The 16359-nt window shown below is 59.5% G+C and carries 15 protein-coding genes; 9 read left to right on the top strand and 6 right to left on the bottom strand.

Annotated features, from left to right (window positions below; all coding sequences use genetic code 11):
- Positions 1–56: 56 nt before the first annotated feature.
- On the top strand, positions 57–1478 hold the full coding sequence (gene glnA / locus A6A03_RS04775; protein ID WP_066784148.1) for a type I glutamate--ammonia ligase: 1422 nt from the start codon (positions 57–59) through the stop codon (positions 1476–1478).
- Positions 1479–1531: 53 nt separating this feature from the next.
- On the opposite strand, the gene A6A03_RS04770 is transcribed toward glnA, so the two are convergent.
- Together A6A03_RS04770 and A6A03_RS04765 are read right to left on the bottom strand one after the other, a co-directional pair.
- The gene (locus A6A03_RS04770) at positions 1532–1795 is read right to left on the bottom strand and encodes a hypothetical protein (protein ID WP_066784145.1); all 264 of its coding nucleotides are present in this window, start codon (positions 1793–1795) and stop codon (positions 1532–1534) included.
- A 158-nt stretch (positions 1796–1953) separates the two neighbouring features.
- Entirely contained in the window at positions 1954–2241 is a 288-nt protein-coding gene (locus tag A6A03_RS04765) for a hypothetical protein (RefSeq protein WP_066784142.1), read from the bottom strand.
- 170 nt (positions 2242–2411) lie between these two features.
- Between A6A03_RS04765 and A6A03_RS04760 the strand changes: the two genes are divergently transcribed.
- Positions 2412–3359 (top strand): ABC transporter ATP-binding protein, encoded by a 948-nt coding sequence (locus A6A03_RS04760; protein WP_066784140.1) that lies wholly within the window; start codon positions 2412–2414, stop codon positions 3357–3359.
- Between the two features lie 5 nt (positions 3360–3364).
- Positions 3365–5629 (top strand): stage II sporulation protein M, encoded by a 2265-nt coding sequence (locus A6A03_RS04755; RefSeq protein ID WP_066784137.1) that lies wholly within the window; start codon positions 3365–3367, stop codon positions 5627–5629.
- On the opposite strand, the gene A6A03_RS04750 is transcribed toward A6A03_RS04755, so the two are convergent.
- On the bottom strand, positions 5613–6098 hold the full coding sequence (locus A6A03_RS04750; protein WP_066784135.1) for a nitroreductase/quinone reductase family protein: 486 nt from the start codon (positions 6096–6098) through the stop codon (positions 5613–5615). The genes A6A03_RS04755 and A6A03_RS04750 overlap by 17 nt on opposite strands.
- Before the next feature lie 299 nt (positions 6099–6397).
- On the opposite strand from A6A03_RS04750, the gene A6A03_RS04745 reads away from it, so the two are divergent.
- The 3 genes from A6A03_RS04745 to A6A03_RS04735 all read left to right on the top strand — a co-directional run bounded on the left by A6A03_RS04745 (position 6398) and on the right by A6A03_RS04735 (position 9911).
- The gene (locus tag A6A03_RS04745) at positions 6398–7657 is read left to right on the top strand and encodes an MFS transporter (protein ID WP_066784133.1); all 1260 of its coding nucleotides are present in this window, start codon (positions 6398–6400) and stop codon (positions 7655–7657) included.
- 3 nt (positions 7658–7660) lie between these two features.
- The gene (locus A6A03_RS04740; protein ID WP_066784130.1) at positions 7661–8545 is read left to right on the top strand and encodes an alpha/beta fold hydrolase; all 885 of its coding nucleotides are present in this window, start codon (positions 7661–7663) and stop codon (positions 8543–8545) included.
- A gap of 382 nt (positions 8546–8927) precedes the next feature.
- A complete protein-coding gene (locus A6A03_RS04735; protein ID WP_066784127.1) occupies positions 8928–9911 on the top strand; it encodes an STAS domain-containing protein in 984 nt (327 codons plus the stop codon).
- Between the two features lie 577 nt (positions 9912–10488).
- On the opposite strand, the gene A6A03_RS04730 is transcribed toward A6A03_RS04735, so the two are convergent.
- Positions 10489–11640: a glycosyltransferase gene (locus A6A03_RS04730; protein WP_066784125.1), complete on the bottom strand. Its 1152-nt coding sequence runs from the start codon at positions 11638–11640 to the stop codon at positions 10489–10491.
- Positions 11641–12444: 804 nt separating this feature from the next.
- On the opposite strand from A6A03_RS04730, the gene A6A03_RS04725 reads away from it, so the two are divergent.
- Complete coding sequence (locus A6A03_RS04725) at positions 12445–12639, top strand: YgaP family membrane protein (protein ID WP_066784123.1); 195 nt, start codon at positions 12445–12447, stop codon at positions 12637–12639.
- Positions 12640–12769: 130 nt separating this feature from the next.
- On the opposite strand, the gene A6A03_RS20295 is transcribed toward A6A03_RS04725, so the two are convergent.
- Entirely contained in the window at positions 12770–12943 is a 174-nt protein-coding gene (locus A6A03_RS20295; protein ID WP_156525265.1) for a hypothetical protein, read from the bottom strand.
- Between the two features lie 150 nt (positions 12944–13093).
- On the opposite strand from A6A03_RS20295, the gene A6A03_RS04720 reads away from it, so the two are divergent.
- The gene (locus tag A6A03_RS04720) at positions 13094–13603 is read left to right on the top strand and encodes a DUF4405 domain-containing protein (RefSeq protein ID WP_066784120.1); all 510 of its coding nucleotides are present in this window, start codon (positions 13094–13096) and stop codon (positions 13601–13603) included.
- The gene (locus tag A6A03_RS04715) at positions 13600–13950 is read left to right on the top strand and encodes a hypothetical protein (RefSeq protein WP_066784117.1); all 351 of its coding nucleotides are present in this window, start codon (positions 13600–13602) and stop codon (positions 13948–13950) included. Before A6A03_RS04720 ends, A6A03_RS04715 begins: the two co-directional genes overlap by 4 nt.
- Positions 13951–13975: 25 nt before the next feature.
- On the opposite strand, the gene A6A03_RS04710 is transcribed toward A6A03_RS04715, so the two are convergent.
- The gene (locus tag A6A03_RS04710) at positions 13976–16246 is read right to left on the bottom strand and encodes a TRAP transporter permease (RefSeq protein ID WP_066784114.1); all 2271 of its coding nucleotides are present in this window, start codon (positions 16244–16246) and stop codon (positions 13976–13978) included.
- Positions 16247–16359: the final 113 nt, after the last annotated feature.

Here is a 16359-nt window from a genome sequence, read left to right as displayed (position 1 = left end):
ACCATGTTCGTTCTGGCGGACCGCGTTCGTTCTTGTACTGTAAGGAGTAGGTTCTCATGGCAATGGATGCGAAGGGCGTTATCGAGCTGATCAAAGCCAAAGGAATTCAAATTGTTGACACGCGCTTTACCGACCTCTTCGGCGGGTGGCAGCACTACTCGTTGCCGGCCTCGCGGTTGACCGAAGATATGATCCGGGAAGGGTTAGGCTTCGATGGCTCGTCGATCAAGGGCTTTCAGGCGATCAACGAGAGCGATATGTTGATGGTGCCGGATCCCTCAACCGCTTTCATTGATCCGACCCTGAGCGTGCCGACGCTGGTGCTGATCTGTGACATTATCGACCCGATCACGCGCCAGTCCTACAGCCGCGACCCGCGCACCGTGGCGAAGAAGGCTGAGGCGTATCTGAAGTCAACCGGTATTGCCGACACCGCCTACTTTGGGCCGGAAGCGGAATTCTTCCTCTTTAGCGACGTGCGGTTCGGCCAGAGCGCCAATCAGGGGTTCTATTACATTGACAGCCCCGAAGCGGTGTGGAACACGGGGGCTGAAGTGCCGGGGGGCAACAAGGGCTACCGCATCCGCCACAAAGAGGGGTACTTCCCGGTGCCGCCGACCGATACCTTGCAGGACATCCGCTCGGAGATGATCCTGAAGATGATGGAGATCGGGATCGAGATCGAGCTGCACCACCACGAGGTGGCGACCGCTGGCCAGTGCGAGATCGATATGCGCTTCGACTCGCTGGTCAACATGGCCGACAAGGTGCAGAAGTACAAGTACATTGTGCGCAACGTCGCTCGCGCTCACGGCTACAGCGCGACGTTTATGCCCAAGCCGATCTTCGGCGATAACGGTTCGGGTATGCACACCCACCAGAGCTTGTGGAAGGACGGCGAGCCGCTCTTCTTTGACGAGACGCAGTACGCGCTGCTGTCGAAGACGGCGCAATACTACATTGGCGGCATTCTGAAGCACGCACCGGCCTTGCTGGCGATCTGCGCGCCGACCACCAACAGCTACCGGCGGCTAGTGCCCGGCTTCGAGGCCCCGATCAACCTCGTCTACTCAATGCGCAACCGCTCGGCGGCGATCCGCATCCCGACCTACAGCTCATCGCCGAAGGCCCGCCGGATCGAATTCCGCGCGCCGGATGCCATGTGCAACCCCTATCTGGCCTTTGCGGCGATGATGATGGCCGGCCTCGACGGTATCCAGAACAAGATCGAGCCGCCGCCGCCGCTGGATGTGGACATCTACGAGCTGTCGCCGGAAGAGAAGGCCGGCATTCGCGGCACCCCCGGCTCGCTCAACGAGGCGCTCGATGCACTCGAGCAGGATCACGAATTCTTGTTGAAGGGTGGTGTGTTTACCACCGACCTGCTCGAAGCCTACATCGACACCAAGCGCAAAGAGGCGGTCGGATTGGCGTTGCGCCCGCACCCGTATGAGTTCATGATGTATTACGATGCGTGATGTAGGGGCAGAGCGCTGCTCTGCCCCCTAGAGGGCAGAGCAGCGCTCAACCTTTACCGCACCCGCTTGCGTCCGCGCGCGCCGATCAGCAGCAGCGCGGCCAACAGCACCGTCGAGACCCCAATATAGAGAGCGGCGGCGTCGATCGTGATGGCGCCGCTGCGCACAAACGCCCCAAAACCGGGGATCATCCACACCAGCCAGCTACAGACGATAACGGCCCGCTGTTCAATCGCTGACAGCCGCGGCGTTCCCAGCGCCAGCACTGCCGTCGCTGCCCACCCGATCAAGCCAATTAATATTCCTTGCACTTCCATCGCTTCCTCCGCGCTGCTGCATTGCAACCACCGGCCAGCTCCCCACTGAGACTGGCGGCAGCCATCACGTGCGATGGCTTACTGCTTGCATCATAGCAGAGGAATTGGATGATTTCAACAACTGAAACGCTGCATGATTTGTGCAAAACGTCTAAATTTCACAACCGAACGTACCGCATGACGAGCGCAATCACCGTAAGGACTAGCACGAGCGGCAATGAGAACCGGCGCAGCGCAAGCAGGATTGGATCGGCGCGAATCAGGGCTTCGGCATCAGGAAAGAATTGCGCCAAATGAAGCAGCCCCAGCACGATAATAATCAGCGTCAGCACGAGACTGCCGGTCAGCAGCCATGCAAAACAGAGGAGCGCCGTGATGCCGACAATACTCCAATACGTGAGCTGGTTGCCCATATCTGGGCCATTACTGCGCTGTGGTTCGTCCATGCGATGCTCCAAGGTGGTGATGGGGTTTCTATGCAGTATACCTAAGTTACGCCATCCACGGTAGGGACGAACAACCGTATCTGCCTACCGGTTGGTAATGAACCCGGTATACAATACCTACGAGCGTAACCCGCGCCGGAGATTTGTTCACCGTACCAAGTAGGCAGAGCATGATCGAAGCCATCCATCTGAACAAACAATTTGGTGATTTTGTCGCCGTGCGTGATCTCAATCTGGTGGTGGAACCGGGTGAGTTAGTCGCGCTGTTAGGCCCCAATGGCGCCGGTAAGACGACCACCGTGCGCATGCTGGCAGCGATTTTGCCGCCGAGCAGTGGGCAAGCGCGCATCTGCGGCTATGATGTGGTGCGCGATGCGCAACGGGTGCGCGGGATGGTGGGGTTGTTGACCGAGTACCCCGGCCTGTACGGGCGCATGGCAGCGCTGGAGTATCTTGCCTTCTTCGGCGCGCTGCTTGGTCTTGATGCAACCCAGTGTCGCCAGCGCAGCGAAGCCCTCTTGCGCCAATTTGGCCTCTGGGAGGTGCGCGACCGCAACTTAGAGAGTTTTTCCAAGGGCATGCGGCAAAAGATGGCGCTCATCCGTGCGATGATCCACGATCCGCCGGTGCTGTTTCTCGATGAGCCGACGACGGCGATGGATCCGCAGAGCGCGCGCACCGTGCGCGATGCGATCGGCGAGTTGCGCAGCGCCAAGCGCAGTATTTTGCTCACCACCCACAATCTCAGTGAAGCGGAGGAGTTAGCCGATCGGATCGCCATCATCCGCGGCGGTCAGATAATTGCCGCCGGCCCCTTCGCCGAACTCAGCCGCCAGTTGCTCGGCGATCCGGCTTTTGAGTTGACCTTGGCCCGGCCAGTCGATCAAGACCGCGCGCTGGCGATTGTGCGCAATCTGGTGGCGGCAGAGGCGGTTGGCAATGACCGGCTCGTTTGGCAGACCGCTGAGCCGCATGTGCTGAATCCTGCGATTCTGAACCGGCTGATTGAGGCTGGGATTGGGGTGTATAGCCTTTCTGAACAACCGCGCCGGCTCGAAGACCTCTACCTGCGGATTGTGGCTGAGGATGAGGCGGCGCCGGCACTACGCACCCGGTGATAGTGATGAAACGCTTTTCTCTTTCACAGACTGCTACCGTCGATGCACACACGCCCATGTCGCCGGCGTGGTGGGTCATTACCCGCCGCGAGTTGCGCGATAACCTAACTGATTGGCGCCAGCTCATCCCCCTCGCGCTCCTCTCGATGGCGCTGCCGGCGCTGGTGGCAGCGGCGGCGTTGACGCTCATTCGCTTTACTGAACAGGTTAATCTGGCCATTCAGATCATCCCGTTTGCCATTCTGTTGGTGGGCTTTTTGCCGGCTGGTTTCTCGCTGGTGCTTGCGCTTGAGTCGTTTGCCGGCGAACGTGAACGCAATACGCTGGAAACGCTGCTCGCGCTGCCGCTCGGCGATCGCGAATTGTACCTCGCGAAACTGGCAGCGGCGCTGGCATTACCGCTCATTGGCGCGTTGCTGAGCCAACTGGTGTTTGGCGCGATCTTATACGTCTTTGCGTCTGATGTGGCGTTGGTCTCGTTTCAACCGTTGCGGCTGTTGCTGTTGCTGGCGTTGGTCGTTACGATGGCGTTGGTGATGGTGAGCGGTGCAGTGATTATCTCGTCACACGTCACCACGGTGCGCGCGGCAAGTTTGCTCTCGAGCCTGATTTTGGTGCCGCTGGCCTTGATCGTGCAATTAATTGCATTTCTGATCGTGAACGATCGCTGGGATCTGGTCATCGCTATGTGGGTGGGGTTGAGCGCGTTGGTAGTATTGCTGGTGCAAATTGGGATGCGGTCGTTTAGCCGGGAAGAACTGTTGGCCCGTGAACAGATCCGGCGTCCGTGGTTTGGCCAACGAGTGCGCCCGCGCCGGCAAATCGGGTGGTTTAGCGGCGGCCCGATCTGGATCATCGCCCGGCGCGAGTTGATCGAGATCACTCGCGATTGGCGTTCAGTGGGATTGCTGAGTTTTCTAACGATCTTAATGCCTACCGGCTTGATTGCAGCCATCTATGCAATCTATCCCCAGATCGACAACCCGCTGGCGCTGGCGCCGCTTGTGCCGTTTGGCGGCGTGTTGGCCGGCTTTGTGCCGATTAGCTTTGCGCTGGTGGCAGCTCTTGAGTCGTTTGTGGGTGAGCGTGAACGGAATACGTTTGAGTCACTCTGTGCGCTGCCAGTTACTGATCACCAGCTCTTTTGGGGTAAGCTGGTTGGTGCGCTGCTGATCCCGCTTGTGACCGCGCTGGTGACGCAATACCTCTTCTATGGCCTTGTGGCGATCAGCTTCCCTGCGCTGTATGCAGCGGGAATGTCGCCGGCCTTGTTGGGCCAGATGGGGTTGCTCACTATCACGGTGGCGGTGGCATTAGTGACCGGCGCCGTCAGCCTTTCGATTCACGCGGGGAGTGTACGGGAAGCTTCGCTGCTGGCATCGGGGATTTTGCTGCCAACAACCGCCATCTTGCAGGTGCAGGCGCCTTACTTCATTGCCCGCCGGTTCGATGTGATTTGGTTGGCGATGATCGCAATCATCGCCGTGGCAATGGCTTTTCTGCGTAGCGGGTTGCAAACCTTCCAGCGGGCGGCGATCTTCTCGCGTAGCCGGGAAGAGATGAGTTTGCGCCGGGTTTGGGCGGTGTTTCGCCGTTTCTTTAACGAGTACCATCCGGCTGGAACGCCACTCTACGCTTATGCCGGCTTGCCCTTCTCGCCACGGCGATTTTACCGCACTGAGTTGCCGGCGCTGTTGCGTGAGCTGCGCTTGCCGCTGGCGGTCAGCCTGTTGGCGGCGGTGGCCGGCAGCGCCTTTGGCTTTATGCAGGCGCGTTCACTCGTGTTACCGCCAGTTGAACAGATGCTGGATCAGATTGCAGTCAGCGTAGCGCCGTCGCTGTGGTTGGCGCTGCTCATTTTTCTCAATAATCTGCGGGTATCGATCCTCTCTAATCTACTCGCGCCATTTAGTCTCGGCGTGTTTCCCTTCCTCGTGCCGGCAGCAGTCTTCACCCAGATTGGCTATGTCTGCGGGCGGCTGATCGAACGCGGCGGGGTTGGGCCTGATAATCCGTTAACCTTTCTGGTTGCGTATCTGTTGCCGCATGGCATCATCGAGTTGCCCACGTTTTTGCTCAGCGCCGCGTTAGGCTTGCGCATGGGCGCCGCAGTGCTCACCGCGCCGGGAGAATTTACGGTGGGCGAGAACCTGCTTTGGGCGGCGGCGCAGGCGGCGAAAGTGTGGCTGTTGGTCATTGCGCCGTTGGTGTTGGTAGCGGCGCTGATTGAGGGGTTGGTGACGCCCTTGATCATTAGGTGGGCATACTGATATCAAGCACCATGATCGGCACCGTCCGCCCGGCCCGGCGAGCATAGACGGCAAAACCGGGATAGTAGCGCACGGCCCGTTTCCACAGTTCGAGATATTCAATGCCGGTGGCTTCGCGTGCCCAACAAGTGAAGGTGTGACCGTAGATGTTGACCTGCGCCTGCGGATTGGCGCGCAGGTTGTAGTACCAGCCGGGATGGCGATCGCGGCCAAAGTTCGACGCTACCAGCACAACCCGGTTGCCGTCAGGCAAGAACAGCAGCGGGGTGCGCCGTTGCACGCCGCTGCGCGCGCCAGTGGTAATGAGCACTAGCGTAGGATACACGAGCGACACGACCCCCATCCGTCCACCAGTAACCCGTAGAACGAGCCGGTCAAGCGGTTGCACGCAGGTGCGCACGAACCATGCACCGGGGCGGGTGGCGGACAGGCGAGCGATGATCAGTTGGAAACGGCGAAAGAGACGCATAGTGACTCGCTGGGAAAAACAGAGATGGCGGATGTTAGGCGAGCGGTTCGCGCGAACCGTCTCTGTGATGGACCAAGAACTGAAAGTTGAACACGCTACACCATGATGCCATTCGTTAGCGCTTGTGGTGGCTTTTGACAACGATGATTCACTGATACAACAATCGCCATACTAGCATACTGTCTGGCACTTGTCGTTCTCAGATCGATCCGGCGCCGTAATTGCTTGACAAGACAAAAATCTGTTATGATACAAAGCAGTATTGATTTTCGCTGCAACGCATGCACGGAGTGCTGTTCATGTCTGCGATCGCTTTCGACCATGCTGCCGTTACGCGCCGGATTATCGGCGCTTTATTTGTTACGCAGAGTTTAGCATCTGCCGCGGTGATTGCCAACATCGCGGTTAATGCGATTGCCGGCGCGCAACTGAGCGGCAATGACGCGCTGGCCGGCTTGCCGGCGACGCTGATGCTGGCCGGCGCGGCGCTGTCGGCCTACCCGGCCGGCAGGGCGATGCAGCGGTTTGGCCGCCGGCCCGGCCTCATCGCTGGGATGCTGCTGGGTTTGGCAGGGATGGTGGTCGATGGCATCGCCGTGCTGAGCCACTCGTTTTGGCTGTTCTTAGGCGGGCTATTTCTGGTTGGGATGGCGCGCGGGATTATTGATCAGAGCCGTTACGCGGCGGCTGATGCGGTGTTGCCAGACCGGCGCGCGGGTGCGATCAGTACGATCGTTTTTGCCAGCACGATTGGCGCGGTGGGTGGGCCGTTGCTGGTCGGGCCATTGGGTCAATTCGCGGCGGCGAGTGGCTTGCCCGAACTCACCGGGCCGATGTTTGGCGGCGCAGTCCTGTTTGCATTGGCGGCGTTGATGTTATTGCTCTTTTTGCGCCCCGATCCGCGCGTGTTGGCGTTACGGGTGGCGACTCAGGCCGCCGCATCCGCGAATGTACCAGCCGCACCAGCGCGCTCGCTGCGCGCGATCGTGCGCTTGCCGCTGGTACGGGCGGGGTTGGTAAGCATGGTGTTGGGGCAAGTGGTGATGGTGTTGGTGATGAGCGTTACCTCGCTGCACATGAGCCACCATGCCCATGGCCTTGACAGCATTTCGCTGGTGATCGGCGCGCACACCTTCGGCATGTTTGGGTTATCGATGTTCACCGGACGGATCGCCGACCGGCTGGGCCGTCCGCTTACCATCATCCTCGGCGCGCTGATGTTGATTGCGGGGGCGTTGATTTCACCGGCTTCGCTGCTCACGCCGTGGCTGGCCTTGGGGTTGTTTTTGGTCGGGTTGGGGTGGAATTTCTGCTATATTGCCGGATCGTCATTGTTAGCCGACGCCATTACCCCTGCCGAACGCGGATCAGTACAGGGTGCGAGCGATCTGCTCGTCAATTTGGGTTCAGCGTTTGGCAGCCTGAGCAGCGGGTTTATTTTGGCCGGATTCGGCTATCTGATCCTCTGCCTGATTGGCGCGACGCTCAGTTTAGCGCCGCTGAGCGCGGCTATGTGGTGGGGACAGCCGGCGCGACAGTTTGCTACAGGAGTCGATTAATCTATGCCAATAACGTCGTTCCCGACATTCTGGCAGGCTCTGCGCCGTCCACCGGCGCGCCGGATGCTCTGCCAATTGAAATGGATTCATCACGAGCCGGCAAGCCGGCGAAGCCCGCTGTTGTTGTTGCACGGTTTTCCTGACTCTGAACACATGTACGATGCTTATGTCACACCAGCGGAACGCCAGCAAGACTGGTTGCGCGAGCGGAATATTTATGCTATTGCATTGCCCAACCGGCGCACTAATCCAAACTGGCCATCACTGCATGATTTGCGGCACGAGCGCTTGGCGCGTGAAGTAGCGGCGCTGATAGATGTGGTGATTGCAGCAAGCCCGACCGGTAAGGTTGTGATCATGGCGCACGATTGGGGGGCGACCTTTACGTGGGCGCATGTGCGGCAACAGCCTGATTTGCCGATTGAACGCATGGTTGCGTTGTCGGTTGGTTCGTCGTTTCGCTACGATTGGGGGGAGCATGGGGTGAGGGCGCTATGGTGGTTGTATAGCATCCTTTTTGGTTTGCCCTACTACCTGCCGATAGCACGGTTTTTTACAGCCGCGATGTTGATGGCTGGCGGCTATCGTGCGCCAGATGCGCATAATGCCGCTTACGATAGTTACCACTACTGGCATTGGCCGCTAACGCTAGTGCAGACTCCATGGCGGTTAGTCGGATATGGACAGCAGCCGCCATTTACTGATATTCGCTTTCCAGTGCTGTTTATCCGTTCTCCGCTCGACCGGATTGCCTCTACCGCCGGTTTTGAGCAGGCGTTGCGGCAGCGTCCCGATTGTGTTGTGCATCTAACCGGCAATCCACATTGGTTTCCTGAACAACGGCCGGAAGAGGTGCTGGCGTTAGTGCGGACATTCTTGGCTGAATGAGCACGTTTGGGGCGCGATTCAATGATTTGAAATCTTGTTGTGCGCTCGCTGTTGTGTGTTGCGAGCACACATGCTTCATGAGAACGAGCAAAATGGCTCTTTGCGCTGCGTGCAGCGCGATGAATGCGATTTATGAACAAGATGTGACTGATTGCTGCACCGCTCAATCAGTCGCTATGCATTTAGCGCCACTACCCTGACGCTAGCCTGCGCTCTCGTTTCCAAAGTGCTACAATATGGGCAGGGCAAGCTAGCTCTATTTACATAGACGTTTATGTATACATCATCATTATGGAATTGGTTACTAGCAGTTCCTCACCCCGATCCGGAGATTCAACGACGGGGTAAAAACGTCATCTTTATCGGATTGGCATTAGTCTCTATGTCGGTGTTGTCAATTCCGTTGGTTCTCATCCAACCCGATCCTATTCCCCAGTTGGTCGCTAATCTGATCGGTCTTGGGTTCGTAGTGGCCATTGTTGCTGTTGCCCGGGTGGGGCTGGTTAATCAAGCAACTATTGGTTTGATTATCGTACTGGTAGTCAGCTTTGCAGTTATCCCGTTTGGTACCAGCCAGATTGGGCTGGTTCCAATCTTTGCTGTTGTCGCGGTGATCACGGCGGCGGTCATTGGTGAAGAGAAGCACGTCGTATTTGCGGCCATAATGGGTATTGCCGGCATGGTCGGGCAATGGTTCGGGGTCGCGAGTCGACCGCAAGTGGCGCCTTCGGCTGGCGAGATTGTCGTGGTCGGCGTGCTGCTTACCGTCATCTGCGGTCTGATCGCTGGTATTGGCACCCGCAGCGTGCGGCGGGCGATTGAGCTGGCAACCGCAGCGCAGAGTCGGGCTGAGCAGTTGGCGCAACAGTTGGCCCAAGCCAATCAGGCGTTGGAGGATCGGGTGGCCGAGCGCACCGCCGCCTTGCAAGCAGCGTTAGCGGAAAGCGAGCAACGGCAGGCGGCGCTGGCCGCAGCGTTGGCCGAAAATGAGCGGCAGCGGCGCGAGATTCGTGCCTTGAGCGTGCCGATTTTAGCAGTGCGTGATGATATGCTGGTGATGCCATTGATCGGTGCGCTTGATGGTGAGCGATTGGCGCTGGCTCAGCAGCGAGCATTGCAGGCGATCGAGCAGAGCCGGGCGCAATCGCTGTTGGTTGATGTGACAGGGGTGCCCTTTCTGGATCAGGCTGCGGCTGATGGGCTGATCGCGCTGGCGCGGAGCGTTCGTTTGCTTGGAGCGCGACTTACGCTGATCGGTGTGAGTCCCGAAGTGGCGCAGACGATTGTGGGCTTAGGCATTGCTTTGGGCGACATTCGAGTTGCGCGCGATCTGCGCGATGCGGTGATGCGAGGTGTTAGCGGTTGAATGATTACCAGTGTGTTATTGCAAAAGGTGTAGCGCGGGTGACCCGATTGTCATTGCGAAGGTGCGTTAGTGCCCGAAGCGATCTCCTCCTCTAGCGAAGGGAGTGCGTGCAGGCATCATTCCCGTGCTCGCGGGGGATTGCTTCGCCGCCTTCGGCGGCTCGCAATGACAACAGGTCACGTTGCGAGGGGGCGACAGCGTCCGGCCCGGTTGTCATTGCGAGGGGGCGGCAGCGCCCGGCCCGGTTGTCATTGCGAGGGGGGCGGCAGCGCCCGGCCCGGTTGTCATTGCGAGGGGGGGCGGCAGCGCCCGGCCCGGTTGTCATTGCGAGGGGGGCGGCAGCGCCCGGCCCGGTTGTCATTGCGAGGGGGGCGGCAGCGCCCGGCCCGGTTGTCATTGCGAGGGCGCACAGCGCCCGGCCCGGTTGTCATTGCGAGGGCGCACAGCGCCCGAAGCAATCTCCTCCTCTAGCGAAATACATAGCTGAGCGCATGGCTCTCGCGCGGCGCGCCATGATTGTCATCCGCGGGCCAGCGGCCCGCACTCCCAAGGCCAAAGCAAAAACGTTCTGCACAGGTTATCGCTGTACCACCGCTCGATACATCTCTAAATGGGCGGCAGCGATGGCCTGCCAATCAAACCGGCGGGCAACGGTGCGGGCGGCCTCGCTGAGGCGGGTGCGGGCGGCGGGGTTTTCTAACAAGGCGCTGATCGCGGCAGTAAAGGCGTCGGGTTGGGCCGCAGCGAACTGCACGGCGCCGGTGAGGGCGGCGGCGGTGGCCGGCGAAGCGGGCGGGGTGGTGACGATCGCGCAGCCGTGAGCTAGCGCAGCCAGCAAGCTGCCACGCCGTAACGAGGCGCCGTCGCGGAAAGGCAGCGCCACCACATCGCAGGCGCTGAGATAAGCCGAGACCTGCTCGGCGGCGACGTGGCCGGTGAAGATGACCCGATCGTACAGGCCGGCGGTTGTGAGGCGTTGCTGCACCGCGGCGGCGTAGGCGCGATCGGTGGGGGTAGTGGCGGCGCCGCCGATGATCAGCAAGCGCCAATGCGGTTGGCCGGTCACCAGATCGGTCAGCATATCCACCCCCTTGCCCGGCGACAACAGGCCAAAATAGCCGATCAGCGCCTCGCCGGCAGCCACACCTAGCCGCGCCCGCCACGCGGCGCGATCGTAATCGGGCGGTAGGGCCGGTTCGATATTGGCACCAATCGGGATCAGGCGGGGCTGGAGGCCAGCGTTGCGCAGGGTGGCTTCATCTTCGGGGTTGGTAGCGATCACCGCAGTGGCTGCGCGTGCCGGCAGCAGCGTCACCCACTCGCGCACTGGCCCGGCCTTGGGGAAGAGGTACGGCGGCAACAAGTCGTGATAGGTGATGGCGCTCGCGATGCCAGTGCGGCGCAAGAGCAACGGCAGCACATTGACGCCAACCTGCAACTGATACGCGCCGGTCTGGTACTGGATATGGCACCAATCAGGCCGGATGCGGCTCACCAGCCGCGCTAGCCGTCCGGCAGCAACCAGCCGCCAACTGGCCCGGCCTCCCGGCGCCACCAATGCCTCATCGCCATTGGGCATTGCCCGCCAGAGTTGCCAGCGTCCCTTCGTTGCTGTCAGCGTGATCGCTTCGTGCCCGGCGATCGCAAGCGTCTGCGCCAGCCGTTGGGTATAGTCGCCGACACCTCCCGGCTGCGGCGGGTATTCGCCGGTGATAAAGAGAATCCGCATGCCGTTCTTCTCCGTTGCGTGCGCGTACCGGCATACGATACCACAAGATGGGGCTGCATAGCGACGATGGCCCGGTTGTCAGTGCGAGGGGAAGCAGGCAAATCCCCCACCCCAGTCCCCTTCCGGCTAGAACCCAGCCCTTCAGGGCTGGGCTAGGGGTACGAAGCCCGCTGCGCAGGCTGCTGGCCCTCACCCCCAGCCCCTCTCCCACTGGCGCGGGAGAGGGGAGTGGAGAGCTACGCTTTGAGGCATTGCACCGCGAACAACGGTTGTACTCGACCAACGTTCTGTTCGCCCCTTAACCCCGCTAGGGAGGCACCGCGCAGCGGAAAGGGGTTTCTTCTTCGCTCGCGGGGGATTGCTTCGCCGCCTCCGGTGGCTCGCAATGACAGGCCCGTCTGTCATTGCGAGGGCGCGGAGCGCCCGAAGCAATCTCCCGCTTCAGCGAGCGCATCCCCACAGCGGGCTGCTCCCGCGCACGAGGCAAGCGGCCCCAGCCCCCTCCGGCCAGAACCCGGCCCTGAAGGGCCGGGCTAGGGGTACGAAGCCCGCTGCGCGGGCTGCTGGCCAAAAACGCTTTGCGTCCTTTGCGTTCTTTGCGCCTTTGCGTTTTAATCCTCTGCGCCTTTGCGGAGCCGGACAGCCGTCCGGCGCTACTGTGTCTTTGCTCGCGTTGCGTCTGAGCGGCAGTTTGACTGCCGCACTCCAGATTCCCGCCAACGTGACTTTGTCACTGATCGGCGCTGGCCGTTTGGCTATAGTAGTAATAGGCACAACAGGAATAACCTGATGAGGAGGAAGGCAATGACACCGAACATGGGCAATATTGATCGGATCGCGCGGGTGATCGTGGCGTTGCTGCTTGGGTTTATGATCGTCACCCAAGTCTTGACCGGGGCGCTGGCTTGGATCGCCGGGATTGTGGCGATCGTGTTCGTTGCCACTAGCGCGATCGGTTTCTGCCCGTTGTATCTGCCGTTTGGCGTTAAGACCCGCTAGTTGCGCTCCCATCCAGACCGGTGCGAGGCTGCCATCGTCTCGCACCGGTTTGTTTTTGCACCGCAGCGCCTCCGGCGCGCGCTATGCCTCCCTGCCAGTGCGCTGCGTTTAGTGGCTGATAGCGAGGCGATTATCGTTGTCGCTTCACCGAAGCCGCATACAACCCGCCAGACAAGATGCCGAGCAGGGTTGCGATCACACTCACGATGATCGCTGCACTTCCTTCAAAGAGCGTGAGCGCGAAGACGCTCCCTACCAAACAGGCCATGAGGGCCAAAAAGGCCCATCCCTCTAACGTTGACATAACTACTCCTTCCTGAGTGAATGCTCTCATCGATAAGGTCTGCATGTGGTGTTGCCAAGATTTCACCACCTTCCCCAAACCCCTGCACAACTTCTTCACAATTGCGCCTTACAGTAAAAGTGTAAACAGCAATTGTGACAGAGGTGTGACATGAAGCAGACGAATCAAAACTGGCGCAACTTTCTCATCGACGGCGCAATGTTCATCGCCTTTCTCATCGCGACTGCGCCGAGTTTCAGCGGGTTGGCCATCCACGAGTGGTTGAGTTTGGCGTTGGCGGCGGCGCTGATCACCCACGTCCTGCTGCACTGGCAATGGATTATCACCATTGGCAAGCGCCTATTGGCCAAAACGACATGGCGGTCGCGCTTGAACTTTCTGCTCAATGCACTGCTGTTTCTCGCGTTTACCGTTACCGTCGCCAGCGGCGTGTTGATGTCGCGAGAAGCGTTGCCGTTGTTCGGGATTACGATGCCGCGCGATCGCACGCTCGAAATACTCCACCGGCAGGCGTCAGATCTGACGGTGATCATCCTCGGTTTGCACGTCGCGATCCACTGGAGCTGGATTGCCGGTATGTTCCGCCGGCTCTGGCCATCGCGCAAGCCGGCCCGCCAACCCGCTGCAGCAGCGGCGCGGCTAGAGGAGGTGCGGCAATGAAAACGCTCGGACGCATCTTGATCATTGTTGGGGTGGCGGTATTGGTGGCGATGGGGTTTAACTGGCTGCGGGTGAACCATCTGCTGCCGGTGACGCAGGTGGCTGCGCGTGAAGAGGGATTTCGGGCGCGGGAACGTGGTGCGGTGGTCTTTGGCGGCGAGCGGGAAAGCGGCGCGTTTGCCGATCGTGGCGAGCACCATATCAATGAAGCGCCATCACTAGCGAACGCTGGCGATCTGGGTGAGGCGTTGATCAAAATCTGTCTGATCACCATCGTGGTGATGATTATTGACAAGATCATCCGCTTGTTCAAACGCCGCCAACGTTCACCAGCCCCAACAACCTAACTTGACGAGGCGCGGCAATGGCAGGCTATTGCTGCGTCTCGCCGAGCTGCGGCGCCGTTTCCGCCGATTGTGGTTTGCGCAGGAAGCGGATCCGGATTACATGGATGATCAAGCCGGCAATAAAGAGGCTAAAGCCGACCGTATCAGCACCCAAATCGGCGTAGAGCATCGCAAGGCCAGCAATCGCCATAATAATGCGCTCAATGAGATTCGCCTGCTGGAAGAGCCATCCGCCAAATGCAACCGCGAGCGCACCCACCGCCACACAACTAGTCAGGAACGTGATTGCTATTGTGACCCATCCCCCCGCAGCCAGTGTTTCATACCATGCCGGTTGGAAGGCTAACGCCACTTCATTGGCGGCTTGCCCCATCTTGGGCAATAACAGCAACAAGCTAGCGCCGTCTATCGTCAAGGTGAACATAAACGGCACCAGAAACGCCGGCATACAATACTTCCACGCCATAAACATCGTCGGCCATGGTTTGCCGCCGGTAATGGCGGCGGCGGCCATCGGCGCCAGCGCCGTGGGTGGCGAAACGTCGGCCAGCACCGCGTAGTAGAAGATGAACATGTGCGCGGCTGGTTCGGGCACACCCACTTGGCGCAAGGCCGGCACAATCATCACCGCCGCCAGAATGTACGATGCGGTGACTGGAACGGCCAAGCCTAACACCCACACGGCCACCGCCGCAAAGAAGATCGTGAACAAGATATTACCGCCGCCGAGATTCACGATCATACCCGAAATCTTCAACCCCAAACCGGTCAAGGTGACGACCGACACAATAATCCCGGCGCAGGCCGTTGTCGCCGCAATCGAAATCACACTCCGCCCGCCATACTCTAAGGCGCGCAGAATGCGCATATTCTCATCCTCACCCGGTATGTTTTTTACCCGCCGGTAAAGAGCAATCGCGGCGGCAATGCCGATAGTGAGCATCATGCCCCAGAAGATGGCGACCGAAGGGCGCATGCGCGGCAAGACCCCGGTGACTTCTAGCAGCATTAAGACCGCTGCGAGCGCAGCGCCGGCAGCCAGCGCCTTGAGCGAGGTGAGCCGGGTTTCGGGACGCAGGAAGCTGAGCAGGAAGGCGATCACAATTGACCAGTAGACGGCCATAAATGGCGTTAAACCGATGGCCATCAAGATGGCGACGGCAAAGAGGGAAGAGAAGTGATAGCCAAATTTTTTGGTTAAATCCCACAAAGGTTCAGTTTTAATATCAACTGGCCGTGTGTGCAACAACCGTGAATCAGCTTCGATCATCAGAAAGATCGAAAGATAGTAGAGAATGGTTGGCACCATGGCCATAATCAACACATCAAGGTATGAGATGTCGAGGTATTCAGCAATAAGGAAGGCGGCTGCGCCAAGCGTCGGCGGCGAGAGGGTGGCGCCAATGCCAGACGCCGACAACATACCGGCGGCTACCGTCCGGTCGTAGCCGGCTTTGCGCAGCATCGGCCACGACAGCGAGCTGAGGGTGACGGTGGTCGCGACACCGCTGCCTGAGACGGTACCGAGCAAAAAACCGGCAGCGGCGACGGTGCGTCCGGGGCCGGCGCTGCTTTTCGATTTGCCCAACGCGGCAAACGACCAATCAATAAAAAACTTGCCGGCGCCGCTATATTCCAGCACTGCGCCGTAGATGGTGAATAAGACGATAAACGTGGCTGCAACATCGAGCGGAACGCCAAACACCCCTTGCAGGGTCAGATAGTTGGTGCCGATGAGCCTTTGTAGCGAGATGCCGCGGTGGTCGAACGGTTCGGGGACGAGGTAGCCGAACAGTGCATACAAAATCGCGCCAATCGCCACAAGGGTCAACGCTAAGCCGGTGGTGCGCCGGGTGGCTTCGATCACCAACAGCAGCATAATGCCACCCATCACCAATTCGATCGGCGTGGGTTGGGTGACTCGTTGCAATGCCTCGCGAAAATAGAGGCTCAAATAGACCATACTGGCCACGCTCAGCGCAACCAGCACGATGTCATACCACGCGACATTGGTGCGGGATTTGGCCCGAAATGGGTAGTAAAGGAAGGTCAAGACCAAGACCAGCATTAAAAACGTGGCCCGGTAGACCTGTGTCGTGATGATGGCCTGCGTCCAATAGAGGGCATACACTGAAAGCGACGCCGCTATGATCCCCCCAATCCATGCCCATACACCGTTGAGTTTGCGCGTTGCCGACTCGCTCTCGAATTCTTCGATGAGTTGTTCAACTTTTTCGCGGCTAATCTCTTCGGCATCGGGCAAGCCGGCATTGGGCGGATTGGCGGCGGCGCTCATAAGTAGTACCCCTTTGTGACCATATCAAATCGGTAGCCTGAAGTGATCCGTTCAGGCGACGGTGCGCTGGCCGTGCGGCAGCTCCGTTACCGCATTCCAATGCGTGCCAGCGC

This window comes from Chloroflexus islandicus, from assembly GCF_001650695.1.
GTDB lineage: Bacteria > Chloroflexota > Chloroflexia > Chloroflexales > Chloroflexaceae > Chloroflexus > Chloroflexus islandicus.
This window is presented reverse-complemented; position numbering and strand designations above follow the sequence as displayed.